General features: G+C 35.4%; 27 protein-coding genes. 7 read left to right on the top strand and 20 right to left on the bottom strand.

Annotation, left to right across the window (positions count from 1 at the left end; translation table 11 throughout):
• Window positions 1–316: 316 nt before the first annotated feature.
• The 16 genes from K0U91_RS12760 to tpx form a co-directional block, all read right to left on the bottom strand.
• Window positions 317–586, bottom strand: a complete 270-nt coding sequence (locus K0U91_RS12760; protein ID WP_219969346.1) for a hypothetical protein — start codon at window positions 584–586, stop codon at window positions 317–319.
• A gap of 87 nt (window positions 587–673) precedes the next feature.
• Window positions 674–1012: a hypothetical protein gene (locus tag K0U91_RS12755; RefSeq protein WP_219969347.1), complete on the bottom strand. Its 339-nt coding sequence runs from the start codon at window positions 1010–1012 to the stop codon at window positions 674–676.
• 11 nt (window positions 1013–1023) lie between these two features.
• Window positions 1024–1578 (bottom strand): RNA polymerase sigma factor, encoded by a 555-nt coding sequence (locus tag K0U91_RS12750; protein ID WP_128414330.1) that lies wholly within the window; start codon window positions 1576–1578, stop codon window positions 1024–1026.
• A 284-nt stretch (window positions 1579–1862) separates the two neighbouring features.
• Window positions 1863–2306, bottom strand: a complete 444-nt coding sequence (locus tag K0U91_RS12745; protein WP_219969349.1) for an SRPBCC family protein — start codon at window positions 2304–2306, stop codon at window positions 1863–1865.
• A 110-nt stretch (window positions 2307–2416) separates the two neighbouring features.
• Window positions 2417–2845: an SRPBCC family protein gene (locus K0U91_RS12740; protein ID WP_219969350.1), complete on the bottom strand. Its 429-nt coding sequence runs from the start codon at window positions 2843–2845 to the stop codon at window positions 2417–2419.
• Between the two features lie 32 nt (window positions 2846–2877).
• Window positions 2878–3711 carry an SDR family oxidoreductase gene (locus K0U91_RS12735; RefSeq protein WP_220179919.1) on the bottom strand — a complete coding sequence of 278 codons (834 nt, stop codon included), beginning with the start codon at window positions 3709–3711 and terminating at the stop codon, window positions 2878–2880.
• Between the two features lie 136 nt (window positions 3712–3847).
• Entirely contained in the window at window positions 3848–4711 is an 864-nt protein-coding gene (locus K0U91_RS12730; protein WP_220179918.1) for a VOC family protein, read from the bottom strand.
• Between the two features lie 5 nt (window positions 4712–4716).
• Window positions 4717–4980, bottom strand: a complete 264-nt coding sequence (locus K0U91_RS12725) for a helix-hairpin-helix domain-containing protein (RefSeq protein WP_220179917.1) — start codon at window positions 4978–4980, stop codon at window positions 4717–4719.
• Between the two features lie 13 nt (window positions 4981–4993).
• A complete protein-coding gene (locus tag K0U91_RS12720; RefSeq protein WP_219969354.1) occupies window positions 4994–5407 on the bottom strand; it encodes an SRPBCC family protein in 414 nt (137 codons plus the stop codon).
• Window positions 5408–5464: 57 nt separating this feature from the next.
• Window positions 5465–5896, bottom strand: a complete 432-nt coding sequence (locus K0U91_RS12715) for a VOC family protein (RefSeq protein WP_220179916.1) — start codon at window positions 5894–5896, stop codon at window positions 5465–5467.
• Between the two features lie 76 nt (window positions 5897–5972).
• Complete coding sequence (locus K0U91_RS12710) at window positions 5973–6497, bottom strand: DinB family protein (protein ID WP_220179915.1); 525 nt, start codon at window positions 6495–6497, stop codon at window positions 5973–5975.
• Window positions 6498–6542: 45 nt separating this feature from the next.
• The gene (locus K0U91_RS12705; protein WP_220179914.1) at window positions 6543–6953 is read right to left on the bottom strand and encodes a VOC family protein; all 411 of its coding nucleotides are present in this window, start codon (window positions 6951–6953) and stop codon (window positions 6543–6545) included.
• Between the two features lie 15 nt (window positions 6954–6968).
• A complete protein-coding gene (locus K0U91_RS12700) occupies window positions 6969–7379 on the bottom strand; it encodes a VOC family protein (RefSeq protein WP_220179913.1) in 411 nt (136 codons plus the stop codon).
• 77 nt (window positions 7380–7456) lie between these two features.
• On the bottom strand, window positions 7457–8047 hold the full coding sequence (locus tag K0U91_RS12695) for a Crp/Fnr family transcriptional regulator (RefSeq protein WP_220179912.1): 591 nt from the start codon (window positions 8045–8047) through the stop codon (window positions 7457–7459).
• A 129-nt stretch (window positions 8048–8176) separates the two neighbouring features.
• Window positions 8177–9388, bottom strand: a complete 1212-nt coding sequence (locus K0U91_RS12690; RefSeq protein WP_220179911.1) for a DUF763 domain-containing protein — start codon at window positions 9386–9388, stop codon at window positions 8177–8179.
• An 87-nt stretch (window positions 9389–9475) separates the two neighbouring features.
• Window positions 9476–9973, bottom strand: coding sequence for a thiol peroxidase (gene tpx / locus K0U91_RS12685; RefSeq protein WP_219969361.1), 498 nt, complete (start codon window positions 9971–9973; stop codon window positions 9476–9478).
• A gap of 164 nt (window positions 9974–10137) precedes the next feature.
• On the opposite strand from tpx, the gene K0U91_RS12680 reads away from it, so the two are divergent.
• From K0U91_RS12680 to K0U91_RS12665, 4 genes are all read left to right on the top strand, one after another.
• Window positions 10138–10590, top strand: coding sequence for a T9SS type A sorting domain-containing protein (locus tag K0U91_RS12680; protein WP_220571807.1), 453 nt, complete (start codon window positions 10138–10140; stop codon window positions 10588–10590).
• A 10-nt stretch (window positions 10591–10600) separates the two neighbouring features.
• A complete protein-coding gene (locus tag K0U91_RS12675; RefSeq protein ID WP_220179909.1) occupies window positions 10601–11038 on the top strand; it encodes a hypothetical protein in 438 nt (145 codons plus the stop codon).
• Between the two features lie 107 nt (window positions 11039–11145).
• Window positions 11146–11721, top strand: coding sequence for a hypothetical protein (locus K0U91_RS12670; RefSeq protein WP_220179908.1), 576 nt, complete (start codon window positions 11146–11148; stop codon window positions 11719–11721).
• A 124-nt stretch (window positions 11722–11845) separates the two neighbouring features.
• Window positions 11846–14065 carry an NADP-dependent isocitrate dehydrogenase gene (locus K0U91_RS12665; RefSeq protein WP_220179907.1) on the top strand — a complete coding sequence of 740 codons (2220 nt, stop codon included), beginning with the start codon at window positions 11846–11848 and terminating at the stop codon, window positions 14063–14065.
• 153 nt (window positions 14066–14218) lie between these two features.
• Here the strand turns inward: K0U91_RS12665 and K0U91_RS12660 are convergent, their stop codons facing one another.
• Entirely contained in the window at window positions 14219–14557 is a 339-nt protein-coding gene (locus tag K0U91_RS12660; RefSeq protein ID WP_220179906.1) for a winged helix-turn-helix transcriptional regulator, read from the bottom strand.
• A 103-nt stretch (window positions 14558–14660) separates the two neighbouring features.
• Between K0U91_RS12660 and K0U91_RS12655 the strand changes: the two genes are divergently transcribed.
• A complete protein-coding gene (locus tag K0U91_RS12655) occupies window positions 14661–15407 on the top strand; it encodes an SDR family oxidoreductase (protein WP_220179905.1) in 747 nt (248 codons plus the stop codon).
• 160 nt (window positions 15408–15567) lie between these two features.
• Here K0U91_RS12655 and K0U91_RS12650 read toward each other — a convergent pair whose 3' ends face one another.
• Both K0U91_RS12650 and K0U91_RS12645 read right to left on the bottom strand, forming a co-directional pair.
• Window positions 15568–16758: an MFS transporter gene (locus tag K0U91_RS12650; RefSeq protein ID WP_220179904.1), complete on the bottom strand. Its 1191-nt coding sequence runs from the start codon at window positions 16756–16758 to the stop codon at window positions 15568–15570.
• Window positions 16759–16889: 131 nt separating this feature from the next.
• Entirely contained in the window at window positions 16890–17318 is a 429-nt protein-coding gene (locus tag K0U91_RS12645) for a hypothetical protein (RefSeq protein WP_219969368.1), read from the bottom strand.
• A 320-nt stretch (window positions 17319–17638) separates the two neighbouring features.
• On the opposite strand from K0U91_RS12645, the gene K0U91_RS12640 reads away from it, so the two are divergent.
• A complete protein-coding gene (locus tag K0U91_RS12640) occupies window positions 17639–17926 on the top strand; it encodes a GNAT family N-acetyltransferase (protein WP_219969369.1) in 288 nt (95 codons plus the stop codon).
• 1 nt (window position 17927) lies between these two features.
• On the opposite strand, the gene K0U91_RS12635 is transcribed toward K0U91_RS12640, so the two are convergent.
• Window positions 17928–19022, bottom strand: coding sequence for an MBL fold metallo-hydrolase (locus K0U91_RS12635; protein ID WP_220179903.1), 1095 nt, complete (start codon window positions 19020–19022; stop codon window positions 17928–17930).
• Between the two features lie 148 nt (window positions 19023–19170).
• Here K0U91_RS12635 and K0U91_RS12630 point away from each other — a divergent pair, with 148 nt between their 5' ends.
• Window positions 19171–20715, top strand: a complete 1545-nt coding sequence (locus tag K0U91_RS12630) for a S41 family peptidase (protein ID WP_220179902.1) — start codon at window positions 19171–19173, stop codon at window positions 20713–20715.
• The last annotated feature ends 1 nt before the right edge of the window (window position 20716 follow it).

The following is a 20716-nucleotide window of genomic DNA, read 5'->3' as shown; positions in this document are numbered from 1 at the left end:
ATCTCTTTTTTAGCGCAAAGGTCGGTAGGATATTTTTTAATTATTTGCGTATATTTTTCGATCGCAAAGGCGCTCTACTCAACAAATGATAGCAGTATTATTTTGATTTTTGTGTCTGAATAATCACCGTGTTTGTCATTCCGCAGGAATCTAACTATTTTTCAGATTCGTTGCAGAGTTTCCTCCTGAATGACAATCTTTGTGTTGATTTTAATTTAAGGAAATTTATGCATTCGTGGCAAAACCATTCACAAAAAAAAATTCCGACACACATCTGTATCGGAATTAAACAATTTCAATTTAGCTACTTTCTATTTTACGCTTCTGCGAAAACCTCCTTTTTCGCATCTGTTCGACAACATCTCGAAGAAAACTCTTTCTTGAACTTTTCTTTCAGTTCCTGATATTTTTCTTCATCCATTTCTCTGATTTTGTCTGCCAATCCGAAAGGAGATTTTTCTTTGATTCCGTATTCGTTAAAAATACCTCTTACAAATCTTTTTCTTTCAATTACTTTTTTGGCAACCATTGCAACTCCGGCAACAGCTAGTGCTCCAAGAACACCTTTTAATACTGAATTTTTCATTTCTTAAATTTTAAATTTTACTACTTCTTGTTTTTTATAGAGACGAATTCGTTTTGATTTTCACTTTACTACTTCAAAAATTTTAAACTATTCGTTGTTTCTGTTGAAAAATCCGCTTGAACATTTCTGTTTCCACACTTCTTTGAATTTTTCTTTTTCTTCCTCAGACATTCCTTCCATTTTATGCTTCAGGTGTTTCTCTTTCATATCTCTCATTCCTCTTCCGAATTTCCCGTGAAAACCTCCGAAAAGAATTTTACTCAACACCAAAATCCCCATCGCCTGCCAGTAATTAATTGTTTTTACACCGATAACTTCCGGCAAAATGCAGTTCCAAAGCCACATCACGATCAGCGCAACGGCAAGGAAAATCAAAGGCGGACATAAAATTAAAAGTGCCCAGCTTTTTTTATATTTATTGTTCATTTTATTTATTTCTAATTATTTAAATCTTCGTACAACTGTCTCAATCTGTTTCTCAAATGCTTCACTGCATAATTTTTTCTACTGATGATGGTTTTAATATTTTCACCCTGCTCATCGGCAATTTCCTGTAGAGTTTTATCATTCAGTTCATTTTCCATGTAAACCAATTTCTGTTTTTCGGGAAGTTCTTCTAGAGCTTCAAACAGTTTTTTCCAAATCTCATCCTGAAACATTTTCACATCGGGTCCGGCGCTGTCGTCAAGCAACAGAATATCCTTTATTGAAAACGATCCGTCTTCATCTTCGTACACAAAATCTTCAAGATTTTCGGTTTTCTTTTTTCGGTATTTATCGATGATTTTGTTGGATGTCACCCGGTATAACCATCCACCGACATTTACAATTTCCGAAAGATTGGTCAAACTACTGAACTGATACCACACCTCCTGCAGAATATCTTCCGCATCTTCGGTATTTTTCACTTTCGGGCGAATAAAAGACATCAGTTTTCCGCCGTAGTTTGATACAGTCTGCGAAATAATGTTTTCCTTTTCCTTCTGTGGCATTGTTATTTTCTCGGCAATCTCCATATTGCTATGACGATTGTACTTTTTGTTTTACTTTAATGAATGTAAAGATTTTTTTCGACATTTCAATTTTTCCTTTGTTAGTCGTAATTTATTTTTCAGGAGTTAATCCGGCTATGTACTTTTACTCCTCGCTCCTTGGCATTTCCATTGCTTGCTATGGGGTAGCCGTTTCTATCCGGGCTAAAGTCTGATATATTTTTAAACAAAAAAAACGAAAAGCAGATATACTTTTCGTTTTTTAGAAATAAATTAATTTAATTCTACTTAAACTCCGCCAAATTTTTCACAACTTCCAAACCTTTCGTAAAGCCATCATTCATATGCTCTTCCCAGTTTTTTTCGGTCTGAACCTCGACATGAAGTTTTGTTCTGCCATCATAATCTATAAGAATATATTTCTCAAAACAACCGCTCCACTGCTTCACTTCCATGCTTTCGGTGTCTTCCACTCCATTTTCATCCACCATTCCGAGGTGCTTAAAAATGATCTGGTCGGGCTGCTCCAAACTGTCGATCGTTGAAACCATTCCTGCTCCTTCCTGATTAACGAAATAGGTTTTTCCATTGACTTTCCAGTCGGATTTCATTTGGGAACCCGGACTGAAAAACTGTGTCCATTCGCTATAGGTATTTTCTCCCCAAAGAACGTCCCATACCTTCTGTTTTGGAGCATCAATGATCTTTTCGTATGATAATGTTTCCATATTTTAATTTTTTTTATTTTTTAAATACAAACGCCACAAATATTTTCACCAATAACATTGATACTTACCCAATTATTTAATGAAAATTTGTGCATTTCATTTCGTGTTGATTATAATTGATTTTCTGATAAATGTTTAACGTTTTGAAGAGCCACCGGAAATTTGTCTTCAAAAAAACCTTTGAATTCTTCAGATGCTTTGATTTTTGCGGTTAGTTTGGTTCCGTTTTCAGTTTCTTCCAGAAAATAAGATTCTGTAGCATCACCCCAATCTTTTGGCACTTCCACACCATCATAAATTTCTCCTAAATGAATGAAAACCATTTCTTTATTAGGATCGTTTTTCAGGACGCGGCTGTACATTCCGTTGTTGTTGGGATCAAAAAATTTCATCATGCTGTTTTCTTCCCAAGTCCCGATGTAAAAGGATCCTGTGCAGAATGCGGACGTCCATTGTCTGTAGCTGGTATCATCCCAGAGTACGGTCCATACTTTTTCGGGAGCTGCATCGATTTCAATTGTATATTCTAAAATTTCCATATAATTTTTCTAGGTTAGGTTTAGGTAAAAATTTATCCTCCAACAAAATCACCACCGTTAATGTGGATAATCTCTCCAGTAATAAAACTGGAATCTTCTGAGGCTAAAAAAACATAGGCGGGTGCAACTTCTGATGGCTGACCTGCCCTTTTTAAAGGCGTATCTTTTCCAAAAGACGCAATATCTTCAAAAGTTTCTTTGACCAGTGGCGTCCAGATTGGTCCTGGTGCAACACCGTTCACAAGGATTTTCTTTTCAGCTAAATTGGCAGATAAAGACCTTACAAAGGTTGCAATCGCCCCTTTTGTAGACGAATAATCGATCAGGTGATTACTTCCACGGTATGCAGTGACTGATGTTGTGCAGATTATCCTTCCATTTTTGTTCATCAACTGTAAACAGTCTCTGGTAAAAGATATCATCGAAATAATGTTGACATTGAAGGTCTCAGTGATCTGATCATCTGAAATTTTTTCAACTTCACTTTCCGGAAACTGAATTCCTGCGTTATTTATAAGAACATCAAGCGTTTTCCATTCTTTTTTAAATTTTTCAAGACAATTTTTTCTAAAAGCTTTTTTGGAAATATCACCTTTTAACAAAATACATTTCCGGCCTTCTTTTTCAACCAGCTTTAAAGTTTCTTTAGCATCTTTATCATTTTCCTGATAAATGATCGCGACATCAGCTCCTTCACGGGCAAAGTGTACAGCAACTGCCTGACCGATGCCGCTGTCGCCGCCAGAAATAATTGCTTTTTTATTGAGCAATTTATTACTTCCCAGATAATTTTTCCTAATAATCTCAGGATATAATCCCTCCTTTGGGACTTTTGAAAGTGATTTTGACTTGTTCTGCGTTTTCATAAGCAAATCTTTTGGCAACATAACATCAAACAACAAGCCGAAGAATAAAAAAGGCAGATGATGATAGCTGGAGGTTAGATGTTAGAATCCTACTTTAAATTACTTTTCAACCTTTATCTTTCAGTTGATCTAAAAACTACGAATTATAGGCATTTTCTAAATCTTCGATCACTATTTTCTGCATTTTCATCATTGCCTGTACTACTTTCTGAGCCCTTTCCTGATCCTGGCCACTCATCAGTTGAATAAGTTTTTTTGGAACGATTTGCCAGCTGAATCCGAACTTATCTTTCAGCCAGCCGCACATACTTTCTCTGCCTCCGTTTTGCGTCAAAGAATTCCAAAGATGATCTGTCTCTTCCTGGTCATCAGTCATAACAACGATTGAAATGCCTTCATTAAAATCAAATTGATGGTCGTGCGAATTATCCATGCAAAAGAAAGAATAGCCGTTAATTTCAAAATGTGCATGTTGTACATTTTCCGGTAATTCGTGGGTTTCGTCACCTACTCCATCTCCGTATTTTAGTACGCTGCCAATTTTTGAATTTGGAAAAATATCAGTGTAAAATTCCATGGCTTCCATGGCTCGTCCGTTATTTTGATGGATGAACATCAGGGTCGGAATAATTTTCTGGTCACTTTGTTGATCACCCAAATAAATTTGCCAGGTCACTCCGAATTTATCACGAATCCAACCGTATTTTTTACTCCACGGATAAGAATCTAAAGGCATTAGAGCTATTCCACCATCTAATAGCTGATCCCAATAGTTCTGAACCTCATCTTCAGTATCACAGATAACTGTGAATGAAACAGAAGCATTTTTTTTGAACTGAGGACCGCCGTTAAGAAGCATCAGTTTCTGACCAAAAAGTTCAATATTCAAAACAACGGGAGTATCTGCTGTAATGGTTCCCTTGAATACTTTACAATAAAATTCAGCTGATTCTTTGCCATCGCCGTCGTACCAGAGACATGGGAAGATATTGTTGTTCATATAATTTAATTAAAATGTTGTTTAAAAGAAAAGTGATTTTCCTGCATATATGCTTTTAGTTTTACCATGGTATTTTTACTGAAACCATGCAGCTGCAGTATTTCATTTTCAGTGTAACCTGAAAGCTTTTCTAAAGAATCTATTTTTTCCTTTTCCAAGGCTCTCTTAGCGGGCATTGCAAGTATTCCGTGTAAAAAATTATCTTGTATAGCGTGATGATCAGTACAAATGGGCTTTAAACATCTTGCCATTATTACCAGATTGATCATGAGTATAATATTTTCAGTTATTTTCCACATATTTGTGGAAATTATTGAGTATTGCGTACCAACCGTCGCGCTGCATCTCGACAGAATTTTGTTTTTCAGGCTCAAAGATCTGAGCAACTTTCGTGGCGTTATCGTCTATCCTTTCAAAAATCACTTCTACATTACGGCCGTCTGCAATGTGATATTGTATTTTTTCATGTGGAATAATGTCATCATAAGTTCCTTCAAAATCAAACCCGAAACTGCCGTCTTTGGCTTCCATCCTGTTATTGAATTTTCCACCGATTCTCAGATCATTTTCTGAACTTGGACATTGCCAGCTTTCGTGAGCAAAATTCCAATTCATGATATGTTTCGGAGTATTGAAATAATCCCAAACCTTCTCTACCGGCGCTAATATTGTAATATCTATTTTAATTGGATCCATATTTATTTTATTTGAAAAACAAGGGCAACTTAATCACTCACCCTTTAATTATTAAAATTATTTTAAATATTCTTCGTTATAGTTGATCATCCAGTGAACACCATATTTATCTTGGAAGCTCCCGAAGTAATCTCCCCAAAACTGATCTTCAAGGGGCATCTCTATATTTCCGTCTTCCGAAAGTCCTTTAAAAATCCTTTCTGCATCTTCTCTTGAATCCGGGAAAATCGAAACATAATTATTGTTTCCGACCGTGAGCGTTTGTCCGAATGACGGTACAATATCTGAAGCCATCAGAAGATCACCCCCTACAGGAAGTGCAATATGCATTACACGGTTTTTCTCTTCATCTGATAAATTTTCGGTTCCGGGTGCGTTGCCCATTTTGTGAATTTCGCCAAGAAACTCGCCACCAAAAACAGACTTATAGAATGTAAAAGCTTCTTCTGCTTTACCATCAAAATTGAGGTATGGATTTAGTTTTGCCATGATATATTGATTTAGTTAGTTGTTTAGTTGAAATTAATTTCTAATTTCTAATTTCTAATTTCTAATTTCTAATTTATTAATACTTCATATTCTCGTCAAAGTCATATTTCATCCCTTCGTAATTGAGGATTCTGCGCATCAATCCGATTTGTCCTGAGAGGTAATCTTCCCTTCCGATGCACATCCCGATGAAATTAAGAACGTTTTCCGGAAAAAATTCGATATTCATTCCCATTGGGAAATCTTTATCAAGTTCTTCATCCGTTGTTTCTAATAATCTTTTATAAACCAAAGGTGATATTTTGTGAAAGCTTTCTTTCAGCTCTTGTAAAGTCGGATATTTTAAACTCTCATCCAGTGCTTTTCCCTGGAAGAAAAAATCTTTAAATTCAAACTCTTCTTTTAGTCCCAATACAGTTCCCATTGCGTAACGCATATCGAGAAAATTACCCACCATCCAAACGATATGGTTGGTTCTGCCTTCAATTCTTTTCAGTGCATGTTCTTCGGAAATTCCGTCAAGAACCATCATAAGATTCTGGCTATGCCCACGAAATGCAGGAATAATGATTTCTAATTTTGATGATTTAGGTGTGTCCATAATTTTTAGTTTTTAAAATGTAAAATTTGATATTTAGTTCTAGATTTAATGTTGCGAAGGCATTTGCGAGAGATCTGCGAAAGTGACATTCCAGCCGTGTCCGTTGATATCCCAGAAAGAATTATGATACATCCATCCGTAATCCTGTGGCTCTTCATATTGTGTCGCTCCGTTTTCAACAGCAGCATTTACTACCTGATCTACATCTTCTCGGCTGTCTAGACCGATCGCAACTAAAACCTGTGTAGTATCTCCTTTTGGAACAGGTCTTTCTGAAAAAGTCTGGAAATATTCTTCTGTAATGAACATCGCAAATATATTTTCATTTAAGATCACACAGACTGTCTTTTCATCTGAAATCTGCTCGTTGATAGAAAACCCTAGTTTCATCCAGAATTCTTTTGTTTTTTGAATGTCTTTTACCGGAAGGTTGACATAAATTTGATTGATTTTCATATTGTAATTATTATATTATTCTGTCGGGAGCAGAGAGATGTCTGCATACATTACTTCCCACTGATGACCGTCTGCATCTGAAAAAGCGCTCTGATACATCCAGCCGTGATCTCGTGGCTCACTGTATGTGGAACCTCCGTTTTGAACAGCTGTATTTACCATATCATCTACCTCTTGACGACTCTCGACACCAATTGCAAGAAGAGTCTGAGTAGTTTTACCATCGGCGATAGGCCTGTCTGTAAAGGTTTTAAAAAATTCTTCTTTAAGAAACATGGTGTAGATGTGATCTTCTTTCATGATTACACAAATCGCATTTTCATCTGAAAATTGTTCGTTGATAGAAAAGCCGAGCTCTGTCCAAAATTTTCTTGTTTTCTGAACATCTTTTACTGGAAGATTGACATAAATTTGGTTGATTTGCATTTTTGTAATTATCTAGGTTAAACTTTTAACCAAAATTACCTAGTCACAATGAAAACCAACTTGCCATAAGACAAGATTTAATTTTTTTTGGGATGAGAAACCAATTCTTTGCGAATTCTGCTTAATGAAGTATCCGTAACACCTAAATACGAAGCAATTTGCTTTAAAGGAGCAAACTGTATTACTTGAGATTTCTGCTCCAACAAATGGAGATACCGTTTCGTTGCAGAAAGTGTAAACATCTCTACCGAACGCTGCTTATATAAAAAAAGCTGCTGCGACATCCAGGCTCTTCCCCATTCTCTGAGGTTGGGTATTTTATGAAATAATTCCTGAAAAATATCAAAATTCATTTTCCAGCATTCGCAATCTGCAATGCAAATGATATTTTCTTGGGTAGGAATCCTCTGAAATAATGATGAAACATCAATAATGATGTCATTTTCTGTGAAAAAGTGTGTGGTGACTTCGTTTCCATTGAAGTCATTAACAAATGAGCGGGCCAGACCTTTATCCAAAATATAATACTCGTTGGCGGTTTTTCCCTCTTCAAGGATATAGTCACCCTTTTGAAAAATTACTTTCTCATGAGCCTGAATGATCTCATCAAGCTCTTCCGGGAGAAAAAATGGGAAATCGTAATAAACTTCGAAAGCTTTCTTTGTCATCCAATTAATGTTTTTAAGATTTTAAAATTAAAATTTTTATTGGAATATTGACATAATTTTTTATTTAATTAAGGAGAAGCTTAATGATGAATAATGAAAATTTTATAAAATCTTCAATTTGTAGTAATATTAAAATAACGAGAGCTGTATCGGTTTTTGTTTTGTAGGCTTTTCCGCATCACCAAACACTGTCTTTCCTCCAAAGCGCCAGGAATTTTGACGCTCTTCTTCAATCACTTCATTGATGTCAAAATTTGGAGTAAAATTTTTCTCGGCATCTGAAATGATGGTGTGAAGCTTATTGATCGATTGCAATTTATCAGAATTACCCAGTTTAGATTTTTCGATTCCTTTTTGTAAAATTCCGATCGTTTCATCATAAACTTTAATCGGAACGGGAAACGGATGACCGTCTTTTCCGCCGTGTGCAAAAGAAAATCTCGCAGGATCTCTGAATCTTGAGGGCGACCCGTGAATGACCTCACTTACCAAAGCCAGACTTTGCAAAGTTCTTGGGCCTACTCCTCTTAACAAAAGTAATTCTTCAAAATTTTCAGGTTGGTTTTCTCTCGTCATGTATAAAAGTGTTCCCAGCTTTTTTAAATCAACATCTGAAGCCCGGACATCGTGATGAGCCGGTAAAATCAAATTGGCAAAATCCTGCATGATTTTTTCTGAATTGGTATGTGAAATTTCCAATATACCTTTTCTGCTTTCCTGAGCGGCATTTGCCGTTAGATTGAGAATTTCGCCGCGGTTAATTCCCTGAATTCCTTTATGTGGTTCATCGACAAAAGATTTCATATTTTCAGAATGCCAATGATAACGGCGCGCAGTTCCGTCTGCATCATTCATTCCCTGTTGTACAACTGACCAATTTCCTTCATCTGAAAGAATAAAATTGTGAAGATAAAGCTGATAACCATCCTGAATTGCAGTATTGTCTACTTTTGCCGACAATTTGCTGGCACGAATCAGTTCGTTTCCATCAAGCCCGGTTTTGTCAGCAATGACCAAAAGTTCATTAGGCGTATCTTTTGAAAATCTGCCTTTTCCGCCACAAATGTAAATTCCCAATTCTTTAGAATGTGGATTAATACTGCGTTTTAGAGCTCCCATTACAGAAGTGGTAATTCCTGACGAATGCCAATCCATACCCATCACTGCACCAAAACTCTGAAACCAAAACGGATCTGCCAATCTTCGCAATACCTCATCTTTACCGTAATCTGCTAAGATAACTTCGACAACAGAACGCCCGAGCAGGGCCATGCGCTCGTACAGCCAAGGCGGAACTTTTCCGTGATGAAGTGGCAAGGTAGCAGTTCCTGAACGTTTCACTTTTAGTATTGATTTAGGGATTCTTTGTAAAAATAACAGCCTTGTGAATAATTTTCACAAGGCTGTTTGTAAAAATTTGTTGTGTAATTATTTTAGTGCTTCTATTGCTGCACTATAATTGGGCTCGTCAGCGATTTCTGACACCTGCTCAGTATAAACTACTTTATTATTTTCGTCAGTTACGATAACAGCACGGCTCAAAAGACCTTTCATTGGAGAATCTGTGATCGTTACTTCATAATCATCACCAAAAGTTCCTCTGAAATCTGAAAGAGTCTCTACATTATTCAAACCTTCTGCTGCACAAAATCTTGTCAGCGCAAAAGGAAGATCTTTAGAAACATTGATAACCACGGTATTTTCTAAATTATTGGCTTCTTCATTAAATTTTCTGGCCGAAGATGCACAAGTTGGCGTATCAATACTTGGGAAGATGTTGAAAACCTTTTTCTTACCCTCAAAGCTTTGTAATGTTTTTACATTCAGACCAGAATCTACCAGTGCAAAATCTTTTACTGTAAATCCTACTTCAGGAAGATTTCCCAATGTGTTTACTTCGTTTCCTTTTAATGTGATACTTGACATAAACTGATTATTTTTTAAGTTGTATCAAATTTATTCAATTTCAGACGAATTTGTTTGAAATAAAGGTTAAATAATTCTTAAAATGAAAATAAAAAAACTTATAATTTCAATCATATTTACAATATCATAATTTGATTACATTTACGCGCTAAAAATAGATAACTATGCGAAAAAAAACTACTATGCTTTTATTTGCAGTGCCATTCTTTGGATTTGCCCAGTCTGTGATTGGGAATATCAATTCCGGGGCTGTTTCTGCAGATAACTTCACGCATTCCGTCGGAGAAATTTACGTGATCCCGACTGATCCTGACCAGAACAATTCGGGGACAATGGGAATGCTATATCAAACCTTATTACAGGTTTTAGGTGTAAGTGAACTGGAAAAAGAAACTGTAAAAATCTATCCCAATCCAACTGCTGATTTTATATATGTCAAATTAAATTCAAAATCAAAAATCGACGAGGTTGAAATATTTGATCTTGCAGGTAGACTTATTTTAAAGACAAAATTACAGTCAGACCAACTGGATTTAAGAAGCTTAAACCAAGGTGTTTACATGATCATTTTTAAAAACCCTGACCTTAAACCTATCAAAATTATTAAAAAACCTTAACTATTTAAACATGAAAAAATTATACGTTACTATAGGGCTATTTTTAGCAACATTATTAAGTGCACAAGTTCCACAAGCTTTTAGTTATCAGACAATCGCATTCAGCGCAGCAGGAGCTCCAATTGCAAACGGAAACGTTGCATTAAAAATAAGTATTTTGGAAAACTCTGCTACCGGAACAGTTTTATACACAGAAACTCATACAAAAACAACCAACTCTAAAGGTTTAGTTAATTTAAATATCGGACAGGGAACTCCTACAACAGGAAGTTTCGGAGCAATCAACTGGGGAACAAATACAAAATTTGTAAAAGTGGAAATGGATCCTGCAGGTGGGACCAATTATACAAATGTTGGAGTCAATCAGTTGATGAGTGTGCCTTATGCTTTGGTTGCGGGAAGTGTTTTATCAACATCATCAAACACTACACACAAACTGTTTCTTTAAAAAATAATACTGGAAACGGATGTATCATTGTCTATTCTGATAACGAAGCCAAAGCATATTATTTAAATCCAAATGGAACAAACTCAGGAAGCTGGAATAGCAGCAATGTGACTTTTTCTTCCCCTGTTAAAGGTGCTGTAGCTTCTAATAATACAATCGTTGTTTACTCCGATAACGAAGCGAAAGGCTATTATCTGAATCCAAATGGAACAAATTCAGGAGGTTGGAGTAGTACACCTGTCATTTTTTCATCTCCTATTAAAGGATCTATTGCTTCAAACAATGCAATAGTTGTTTATTCTAACAATGAAGCAAAATCCTACTACTTAAATCCAAACGGAACAAACTCAGGAAATTGGAATAGTACTTCTGTAACTTTTTCATCACAAATCAAAGGTGCTGTTTCATCAAATAATACGATTGTCATTTATTCTGACAGCGAAGCAAAAGGTTATTACTTAAATCCAAACGGAACAAACTCAGGAAGCTGGACAAGCAATTCAATAACATTCTCTTCACCAGTAAAAGGTGGGATGGCATCTGGAGGAAGTATTGTTATATATTCTGACAGTGAAGCATATGGCTATTATTTAAATCCAAATACGACCAATTCGGGAAGTTGGACAAGTACTGGAGTTACATTTACATCTCCTACCAAAGGTATCATTTCTACAGGTAAATAAGATTAAAATAAACAATAAATTAAAAAGAGGCTATAGCCTCTTTTTTTATGCAAACACCCAAATAAAACAATGATAATTACTAAATTTGTGAAACTAAAACTTTAAAATAATAAATAACAGTATAATGTCAGAAAAATCAAAAATCTATTACACACTTACAGATGAGGCTCCCATGTTGGCAACACACTCGTTTTTACCAATTGTAAAAGCGTTTACAAAAGCAGCAAACATTGAGATCGCAGTTCCGGATATTTCTTTGGCAGGCAGAATTTTGGCAAACTTTCCTGAGTTTTTGAAAGATGATCAGAAAATTGATGACGCTTTAGCTCAATTGGGCGAATTGGCAACTCAACCTGACGCAAACATTATCAAATTACCTAATATTTCTGCTTCCGCTCCACAATTGGATGCGGCTGTTGCTGAATTGCAGTCTAAAGGTTTCGCGGTTCCCAATTATCCTGCTGAACCAAAAAATGATGAGGAAAAAGTCATCAAAGCTAAATATGCTAAAGTATTGGGAAGTGCTGTAAATCCTGTCTTAAGAGAAGGAAATTCTGACAGACGTGCTCCGAAAGCCGTTAAAAACTACGCAAAAGCAAACCCTCACAAAATGGGTGACTGGGCTTCTGACAGCAAAACGGATGTTGCTCATATGAATACTGGAGATTTCTACGGAACAGAAACTTCTACAACCCTGGAAAATGCGGCAAAATACAAGATTGTTTTCAAAGGAAATGACGGTACTGAAACTTTATTAAAAGATTTTGCCAATCTTCAGGCAGGTGAAGTGATTGATTCTTCTGTAATGAATTTGAGTGCTCTGAAATCTTTCGTTCAGCAAGTGATCGACGAGGCAAAAAATAAAAACGTACTTCTTTCTGCACATCTTAAGGCTACAATGATGAAAATCTCTGATCCCATTGTTTTTGGAGCTATCGTTGAGACTTATTTTAAAGAAGTTTTTACTAAATATGCTGAGACTTTTAATGATTTGGATGTTAATCCAAATAACGGTCTTGCAGATCTGTTTGACAAAATAAAAGGAAATATTCAGGAAGCCAACATCAAAGGTGATATTGAAGCTGCTTTGGCCAACGGGCCAAGAGTAGCGATGGTAAATTCTGACAAAGGAATCACCAATTTCCATGTTCCTTCTGACATCATCGTTGATGCATCGATGGCTGCTTTGGTAAGAGGAGGCGGAAAAATGTGGAATAATGAAGGAAAAGAAGAAGATACAATCTGTATCATTCCGGACCGTTCTTATGCAGGTTTCTATCAGTCTGTAATTGATGATATGAAAGCTCACGGAAAATTAGATCCTACTACAATGGGTTCTGTTCCGAACGTTGGTTTGATGGCTCAAAAAGCTGAAGAATACGGATCACATGATAAAACTTTCCAGGCTACAGCAGAAGGAACTGTTGAAGTTCAGGACGAAACAGGAAGCGTTCTTCTTTCTCAAAAAGTAGAAAAGAATGATATTTTCAGAATGTGTCAGACGAAAGATGCTCCGATTCAGGACTGGGTAAAATTAGCAGTAAACAGAGCAAGACTTTCTGACACGCCTGCTATTTTCTGGTTAGATAAAGGAAGAGCTCACGACAGAGAAATGATCAAAAAAGTTGAAAAATATTTGGCTGATCATGATACCAACGGATTGGATATTAAAATCCTTGATGTAAAAGACGCAATGACGGAAACGTTGAAGAGAGCACGAGAAGGAAAAGACACGATTTCTGTTTCAGGAAACGTATTGAGAGATTATTTAACAGATCTTTTCCCGATTCTTGAGCTTGGAACTTCTGCTAAAATGCTTTCTATCGTTCCGTTAATGAATGGTGGTGGATTGTTTGAAACTGGTGCAGGAGGTTCTGCTCCAAAACATGTTGAGCAATTTATAGAAGAAGGTTATTTAAGATGGGATTCTTTAGGTGAATTTTTAGCTTTACAAGCTTCTTTAGAGCATTTAGCACAAACTCAGAATAATACGAAAGCTCAGGTTCTTGCGGATGCATTAGACGAAGCAAATGCTAAATTTTTAGCTACTGATAAATCTCCTGCAAGAAAAGTCGGACAAATCGATAACAGAGGTTCTCACTTCTATCTGGCGATGTATTGGGCGGAAGCTTTGGCGAACCAAAGTGTCGATGCAGAATTGGCAAATCAATTTGCTCCGGTTGCAGAAGCATTGCAGGAAAGCGAAGAAGTTATTAATTCTGAATTAATTGGTGCTCAAGGTAAGCCTCAAAATATAGACGGTTACTACAAAACTGACACATACAAAACGTATGAAGCAATGAGGCCAAGCACAGTTTTAAATGAAATTATTGACGGAATTTAATTTCGGATTTAATATAAATGAAAAGCTCCTTTCTTAAAGGAGCTTTTTTAGTATTAATTCTTAAATCTCCTGTTTGTCATTCTAACGAAGGAAGAATCATTGATATTTAAATTCATTATCAATAAGACCATTATTAAGCATTTGTCTATAAAACTAAATTTTATCCTCCACAATCACTTTCCGATGTTTCCTTCCCCAACTAATCATTTCAGCAATAATATTTCCAAAAGTTCTGCAATATTCTGTCGGTTCATATTCAATTAAAACAGGAGTATCGGGATAAACTATTCGTTTAACCAGTTTGTTCATTTCCATGTCTTTTAATTCTTTAGAAAGCATTCTTGTGGTAATTCCGGGGATGCTTCTTTCGATCTCACGAAAACGTCTGTTGCCGTTACAAATGGCATTAATAATAGGTATTCTCCACTTTCCACCAATAAAATAAAGGGTGTCCTGCAGTGCTCTCAGCTCTTCGGTTTGATCTCTTTCCATGTTTGCAAAGTTAAATGATATACTGAATGATACTGGTATACTCTGTGATACTGGTTACAAAAGTATATCAATTTGAAATAACTTTGTCAAAAATTTTTAAGAAATGAATAAATTTAACAACAAGCTAGCCATCGTAACTGGTGGAAACAGCGGAATCGGGTATGCAACCGCAAAAGAATTAGTAGCAGAAGGTGCAAAAGTAATCATAACGGGAAGACGAAAAGATGCCATAGAAAAAGCTGCGAAAGAATTGGGAGCGATCCCGTTTGTGGCAGATCAGGGAAATCTTAATGATCTTGATTCATTAAAAAATGAAGTTGAAAAACAATACGGAAAAGTCGATATTCTTTTTATTAATGCAGGAATTACAGGAACTCTAAGTTCTATAGAAAACATGAGTGCCGAAAATTTTGATCAGGTGATGAATATTAATTTCAAAGGAGCTTATTTTACTTTAAGCAAATTTACACCTTTATTAAATGATGGTGCGTCGGTTGTATTCTTATCTTCTAATGTGGCAACGACTTACAAACCCAACAGTTCAGTTTATCAGGCTAGTAAAGCAGCTTTAAACTCTATTGCAAAAACAGCGGCAGCAGAATTGGCACCAAGAAAAATTAGGGTAAACCTAGTAAGTCCGGGACCTACAAAAACCGAAATTATGACAAAGGCTGGATTAGATAGAGATACTCTGGAAGGACTTAATGATTGGTTAATCAACGTGATTCCTCTGAAAAAAATGGGGACAGCAGAAGACGTAGCTAAAGCAGTTATTTATTTATCTGATAATAAGATTGCCAGTTTTATGACCGGAACAGAAATTCTGATTGACGGCGGAATGGTGTTATAGAGAGGTTTAAATTTTTGGATGAAAGCTAGATGATGGGAGCTGGACGTTAGTGTATTTAGGAATAACATCCCACTTCCATCCAGCTGCTGACTCTTCAATTGTCATTCTCACATATAAAAATTAAGCTCGTACAGTAAAATTTCTTAATCCTTAAATAAAATTAAATATGTGCTTTTCTGACTTTAATCATACTTAAAATAAACAGTCCTAACATTCCCAAAACGAGATACCCCTCTGCTACGTGAAGCTGAATTTCTGGTTTAATGATAAACACGATTCCGTAGCTGATGGTCGAAGTAATAATAAATGCAACACCGCCTGTTAAACCACCTGCAACACCGGCAGAATCTGGAAATCTGCCAAGACAATAGGCAAAATAATTATTAAAAATGAAGCCTGCTGTCACATGAATGACAAATGCAAAAGCAACCAATGTGTAAATATTATTGATAAAATATGAACAGAAAATCATCAGCAAAATTAAAAATATCTGAATGAAATTGGCATAGCGAATCTTAGGAAGAAATGCTTTTTTTATTAAAGCTTTACCCAAAAAGCCACCCGTCATCCAGGCAAAACCCAGAATAAGTGAAACGTAACCTGCAATCACTTCAGAATATCCCATTTTGTGCTCAATAATAAATGCGCCGCATAAATTGAAGAAAATCACCATTGCATAGCTCACTCCGCACATCAGCATTCCGTAGAAAAAATCTTTACTCCGGAACATCAGGTCGTATTCTTTAAGTACAAAATTAAAGTTGAAGGTTTTTTTAATTTTCAAAGTTTCACCGGAAAAGATCAACTCTAAAATTAGCAAAACCAAACTGTAACCCGCCAATACATAGAAATTAGACTGCCATCCAAATAATTTCTGAAGATATCCGCCAATAAAAGGCGCAATAATAGGACCCACCGACCAGACGATGGTCATAATACTGAGATAATGCTTACGCTTTTCACCTTCATACACATCGACAAAAAATGCACGCTTTGCAACGACTGCGAAGCCAGACAAAACGCCCTGTAAAACACGCATCGCGTAAATAACCATAATATCCTTCGTTAAGGCTGTAATCAGAAAACTGACTACAAACAGTGCCAAAGAAATTGCTGAAACCCGAAACCTTCCGAAAGAATCTACAATACTTCCTGCAAAAAACTGAGTAAGACCGTAACTGATGAGAAAAATAGAAAGGGTAAGCTGAATGCTGCTTTCAGGTTGTCGAAGTTCTATGGCCATACTTGGCATTGAGGGAAGATAAATATCGGTTGCCAAACCCGACATCGGAATAACGGCAAAAGCTAATATTGTAGCAATAAACTGATTTTTTGACTGAAGACTTTTCATGGTAAGAATGCCAATTTAATAGGCTGATTTTATCACCGCAAAGGTAAAATGATAACTTAACATAAAAAACAAAAAATGACTGAACTTTCGAACAGTCATTCATTTTTGAAAATATTTATATGGTATTGATTTTATTTATTTTTATGGGCCTTACCGTTGTGAGATTTATAGGATTTTGCCTTTTTATCCATATGCTTGTATCTTTTATCATTGTTTTTGTTACGGTTGTAGACAGCCACAGGATTTTGTCCTTTGTAATATTTAGTTTTAAATTTTACATATTTGTCTCTTCCCATAATTCTTTCCAATTCAGAATAACGGTCGGTCGACCATCTGTCAGGGTTGTTTGCATAAACACGGTTCCAGCCGTTGTAATCTGAATATCTGTTGTTTAATGCAGTTAACTGATTGGCTTGTGTAGAAGAAAGTAGAAGATCAGAAACTACGGTCTGCCAATTGACATCTGTCACACTTCTTCTATAATCATTGTAATAATCTGACTGCGCATATCCCAGGCTAAAAGTTCCGATGAATAATGCTGTTATTAATATTTTTTTCATTTTGTTAATTTTAAAGGTTAATATGTATACAGTCGCAATATAGATGCCAAATCAAAAATCAATATTCACAAAATTTGTTAAAACAACTAAACTCATGGGATCGTTTTTAGAATATTAATAAAATTTTTAAGAAATAAATGCTATTTTGATTATTTTAAAAATAAAGCCAGATGCTAGATATATGCTGCAATTTTCAGTTTAAACTAATCTAAATTACTATGAGGCTTAATAAAAATGTTTACATCTTGCCATTTATTTGTAATTTTAAAGAAGAGAATATTCTATTTACATAAAATTAGATCAACCAAAAACGATGGATTATGGAAAATATAAAATTTGAAATATCACCTTATCAGGATGAGCTGCAGATATTATTAGACGATAAAAAAGTGGGCTATATGTCGATTTCGGTTGACGGAAGACTACTCAATGTTTACTATACAAAAATTGACGAAAATCTTGAAGGCCACGGCTATGCGAAACTTTTGCTTGATCAATTGGTCAGCTACGCCGAAGAAAAAGATCTGATGATTGATCCTGAATGTGATTTTGTACGTCAGCAACTAGAAAATCATCCGAAAAGATATCGGGGGATATGGCATGAATAAATCAGTCTTGCCACCAAGCCATAAACTCCTGATTTTCTTTATTTAAATCCAGAACCTCACCGATTTTCGGAGTGAGAATATGCTGGTTTTTTTCTTTCCCCAAAGTTGTCACTTTCTGTAAAGGTTCGTTCCATGGGTGAAGTGCTAATGCAAATTTCCCGGAATGAACCGGTATAATATTTTTCGCAGTGATATCTATACTCGCCTGAATAACGTCTTCCGGCAATGCATGAATGTATTTCCAGGCTGCATTGTACTGCCCGTTTTCTAAAATAGCGTAATCGAGCGGCCCATACTTTTCGCCAATCATTTTAAAATGTGTATCATAACCACTGTCGCCTCCCAGAAAAATCTTTTTTGCGGAAGTTTCCAGAACATAAGAAGTCCAGAGTGTATTGTTTCTATGAAATTTTCTTCCGGAGAAATGTCTTGCCGGTGTAAAAGTAATTTTAATGTTATTTTTCAGGTCAAGAACAGCACCCCACTCTTCTTCCAAAAGCTGATTCTCATTGTAGCCCCATCGTTCAAAATGCGCCCCGACTCCTAAAGGCAGAATCACTTTTTCAACTTTTGAACGGATGCCTTTTACAGTCGGATAGTCCAGGTGATCGTAATGATCATGTGTTATGACCAAATAATCAATATTCGGAATATCATCTGGTTTAAAGAGATCTGAACCCGCAAAAGCTTTATTAAAAAACTTAAACGGTGAACCATAACTACTCAAAACAGGATCTATTAAAAATGAAACTCCATCAATCTGAATAAGATAAGACGAATGCCCCAACCAAATAAAAACGTCTTCGTTTTTAGGAATATTTTTTAAATCGGTATGAATCGCAGGAACATCATGAGAAGGCTTAAGCAAAGGATCTTTTTTGCCAAAAAGAAAATCATACATTACTTTCGGCATGCTGTAACCTTCAGCAAGAGAAGGTGTAAAGCTCAAATTCTGGAATTGATTGTTTTTATAATGTTCGGAACGATGCATTCTTTCAAGACGTTTTCCTTTGGGTTCTGCGCCAAAAACCTGCTGTGATGTGATGATGAAATATAATGCAATAACAATTGCTGTGATGACAATTAAATAAATCATTTTAATTTAATGTAAGCTTTAAATATATAACTTTCTGCACATTTCATATGACAGAATACTATTAGGACGTTTGAAATATTTTTTTACTTTTTTTTTAAATTTAACTATCTTAAACTTTTTAAATTTAATCTTTAAAAAAGCGATCAAATTGAAACATTTACTATTCCTGATCTTTATACTGCTTGTTACTTCGTGTGCATCCATAAAAAAGGAAAATAAACATACCCAATCAACCATTTCACCGGAAAAACTTCATCAGGATGTAGATTTTGCTTATCGCAAGCTTCAGGAAATGCACCCTAAACTCAATTGGTATATATCTGAAAAAGAACTCTATTTTAAATTTGACAGCCTAAAGAAAACGATTAAAAGACCTCTCACTCCAATTCAATTTTATTTTAAACTTCAACCGGTTATTGCAAAGATCCGAGAAGGTCATCTGTCTTTAAAAATTCCGATGAAAAAATTCAGCAGAAAAGAAATTAAAGTGCTGAAGAATAAAAAAGGACTTTTCGGAAGATTTGAATATCATGTAGAAAAAGATCATCTATATATCATCAAAAATAAAGATTCCGTAGAAAATATAATACCAGGAACCGAAATTTTAAGCATCAATAAAATCCCAGTTTCTGATTATCTTAAAAAATACCGTGAATTAATAAGCAGTGATGGTTATAATACAACTTTTCAGAATTATTATCTAAAAGATGTATTTTTCAATTTCTATGTCGCTGAAAAAGGAATTTTGGATAGCGCAAACATCGAGACGTCTTATCAAAATCAAAAAAGAATCGTAAAACTTAGACGTGAATCTAAAAACAAGGAAGATCTGGAAAAAGATCAAATGGAGAAAAAAAGAACTGAAGAAAAGAAAGTAAACGATTATGTTGCCTCAACAAGCTCTTATAATAGAATTTTTAAACTTTTGGATAAAGATAGTATGATTGCTTACATGAAAATCCAGAGCTTTTCGAGAACATTTTCTGATCGCTTTTATAAAGAATCTTTTTCAAAAATAAATAAAGCCGGATCATCATATCTGATCATTGATATCAGAAACAACTATGGCGGTTCGCTCTATGAAATCAACAATCTCTACTCTTATCTCGCTCCTGAACCTTTTGTTTTGGTTAAACCTTCACAGCTTACCTCGAAATTTACCCCTTTAAAAACCAATTATTTTCGAAAATCAAATCTGTTGCAATACATCCTTAAGGGTTTATTATATCCGGGTTATGTTTTTTCTCAGATATTCAGTGTTTATAAAGGAAAAGACGGCATGGTCTATTACAGAATGAAAGAAAATAAGCCTACAAAACCTAAGAAAAATGTTTTTAAAGGTAAGGTATATATGTTAATCAACGGTGGTAGCTTTTCGGCATCTTCTGTTATTTCTTCAAAACTACAATATGACAAAAGAGCTACATTGGTAGGAGAAGAAACCGGCGGAGCCAATGACGGAACGGTTGCCGGATTTTATTCTTATCAGAAGCTTCCGAACTCAAAAATAGATTTTCCGATTGGCCTGCTTCTTATACAGCCGAATATTGATTTTACCAATACTAAAAAGGGTGTAATTCCTGATGTTGAGATCTCTGAAAATATGCAGGATATACTCAACCGGAAAGATGTGCAGCTCGACTGGATTAAAAATGATATTACCCAAAATAAAGCAAATAAAATTCAAAATTAAT

The sequence above is a fragment of the Chryseobacterium sp. LJ668 genome (assembly GCF_019613955.1).
GTDB lineage: Bacteria > Bacteroidota > Bacteroidia > Flavobacteriales > Weeksellaceae > Chryseobacterium.
The sequence above is the reverse complement of the archived record's forward strand: the minus strand, read 5'-3'. Positions and strand labels throughout refer to the sequence as shown.

Bases quoted from the DNA above. Each gene is read 5' to 3' on its own strand.
- K0U91_RS12760 (WP_219969346.1), bottom strand. From the start codon at position 586: ATGAAAAATTCAGTATTAAAAGGTGTTCTTGGAGCACTAGCTGTTGCC.
- K0U91_RS12755 (WP_219969347.1), bottom strand. From the start codon at position 1,012: ATGAACAATAAATATAAAAAAAGCTGGGCACTTTTAATTTTATGTCCG.
- K0U91_RS12750 (WP_128414330.1), bottom strand. From the start codon at position 1,578: ATGCCACAGAAGGAAAAGGAAAACATTATTTCGCAGACTGTATCAAAC.
- K0U91_RS12745 (WP_219969349.1), bottom strand. From the start codon at position 2,306: ATGGAAACATTATCATACGAAAAGATCATTGATGCTCCAAAACAGAAG.
- K0U91_RS12740 (WP_219969350.1), bottom strand. From the start codon at position 2,845: ATGGAAATTTTAGAATATACAATTGAAATCGATGCAGCTCCCGAAAAA.
- K0U91_RS12735 (WP_220179919.1), bottom strand. From the start codon at position 3,711: ATGAAAACGCAGAACAAGTCAAAATCACTTTCAAAAGTCCCAAAGGAG.
- K0U91_RS12730 (WP_220179918.1), bottom strand. From the start codon at position 4,711: ATGAACAACAATATCTTCCCATGTCTCTGGTACGACGGCGATGGCAAA.
- K0U91_RS12725 (WP_220179917.1), bottom strand. From the start codon at position 4,980: ATGATCAATCTGGTAATAATGGCAAGATGTTTAAAGCCCATTTGTACT.
- K0U91_RS12720 (WP_219969354.1), bottom strand. From the start codon at position 5,407: ATGGATCCAATTAAAATAGATATTACAATATTAGCGCCGGTAGAGAAG.
- K0U91_RS12715 (WP_220179916.1), bottom strand. From the start codon at position 5,896: ATGGCAAAACTAAATCCATACCTCAATTTTGATGGTAAAGCAGAAGAA.
- K0U91_RS12710 (WP_220179915.1), bottom strand. From the start codon at position 6,497: ATGGACACACCTAAATCATCAAAATTAGAAATCATTATTCCTGCATTT.
- K0U91_RS12705 (WP_220179914.1), bottom strand. From the start codon at position 6,953: ATGAAAATCAATCAAATTTATGTCAACCTTCCGGTAAAAGACATTCAA.
- K0U91_RS12700 (WP_220179913.1), bottom strand. From the start codon at position 7,379: ATGCAAATCAACCAAATTTATGTCAATCTTCCAGTAAAAGATGTTCAG.
- K0U91_RS12695 (WP_220179912.1), bottom strand. From the start codon at position 8,047: ATGACAAAGAAAGCTTTCGAAGTTTATTACGATTTCCCATTTTTTCTC.
- tpx (WP_219969361.1), bottom strand. From the start codon at position 9,973: ATGTCAAGTATCACATTAAAAGGAAACGAAGTAAACACATTGGGAAAT.
- K0U91_RS12680 (WP_220571807.1), top strand. From the start codon at position 10,138: ATGCGAAAAAAAACTACTATGCTTTTATTTGCAGTGCCATTCTTTGGA.
- K0U91_RS12675 (WP_220179909.1), top strand. From the start codon at position 10,601: ATGAAAAAATTATACGTTACTATAGGGCTATTTTTAGCAACATTATTA.
- K0U91_RS12665 (WP_220179907.1), top strand. From the start codon at position 11,846: ATGTCAGAAAAATCAAAAATCTATTACACACTTACAGATGAGGCTCCC.
- K0U91_RS12660 (WP_220179906.1), bottom strand. From the start codon at position 14,557: ATGGAAAGAGATCAAACCGAAGAGCTGAGAGCACTGCAGGACACCCTT.
- K0U91_RS12655 (WP_220179905.1), top strand. From the start codon at position 14,661: ATGAATAAATTTAACAACAAGCTAGCCATCGTAACTGGTGGAAACAGC.
- K0U91_RS12650 (WP_220179904.1), bottom strand. From the start codon at position 16,758: ATGAAAAGTCTTCAGTCAAAAAATCAGTTTATTGCTACAATATTAGCT.
- K0U91_RS12645 (WP_219969368.1), bottom strand. From the start codon at position 17,318: ATGAAAAAAATATTAATAACAGCATTATTCATCGGAACTTTTAGCCTG.
- K0U91_RS12640 (WP_219969369.1), top strand. From the start codon at position 17,639: ATGGAAAATATAAAATTTGAAATATCACCTTATCAGGATGAGCTGCAG.
- K0U91_RS12635 (WP_220179903.1), bottom strand. From the start codon at position 19,022: ATGATTTATTTAATTGTCATCACAGCAATTGTTATTGCATTATATTTC.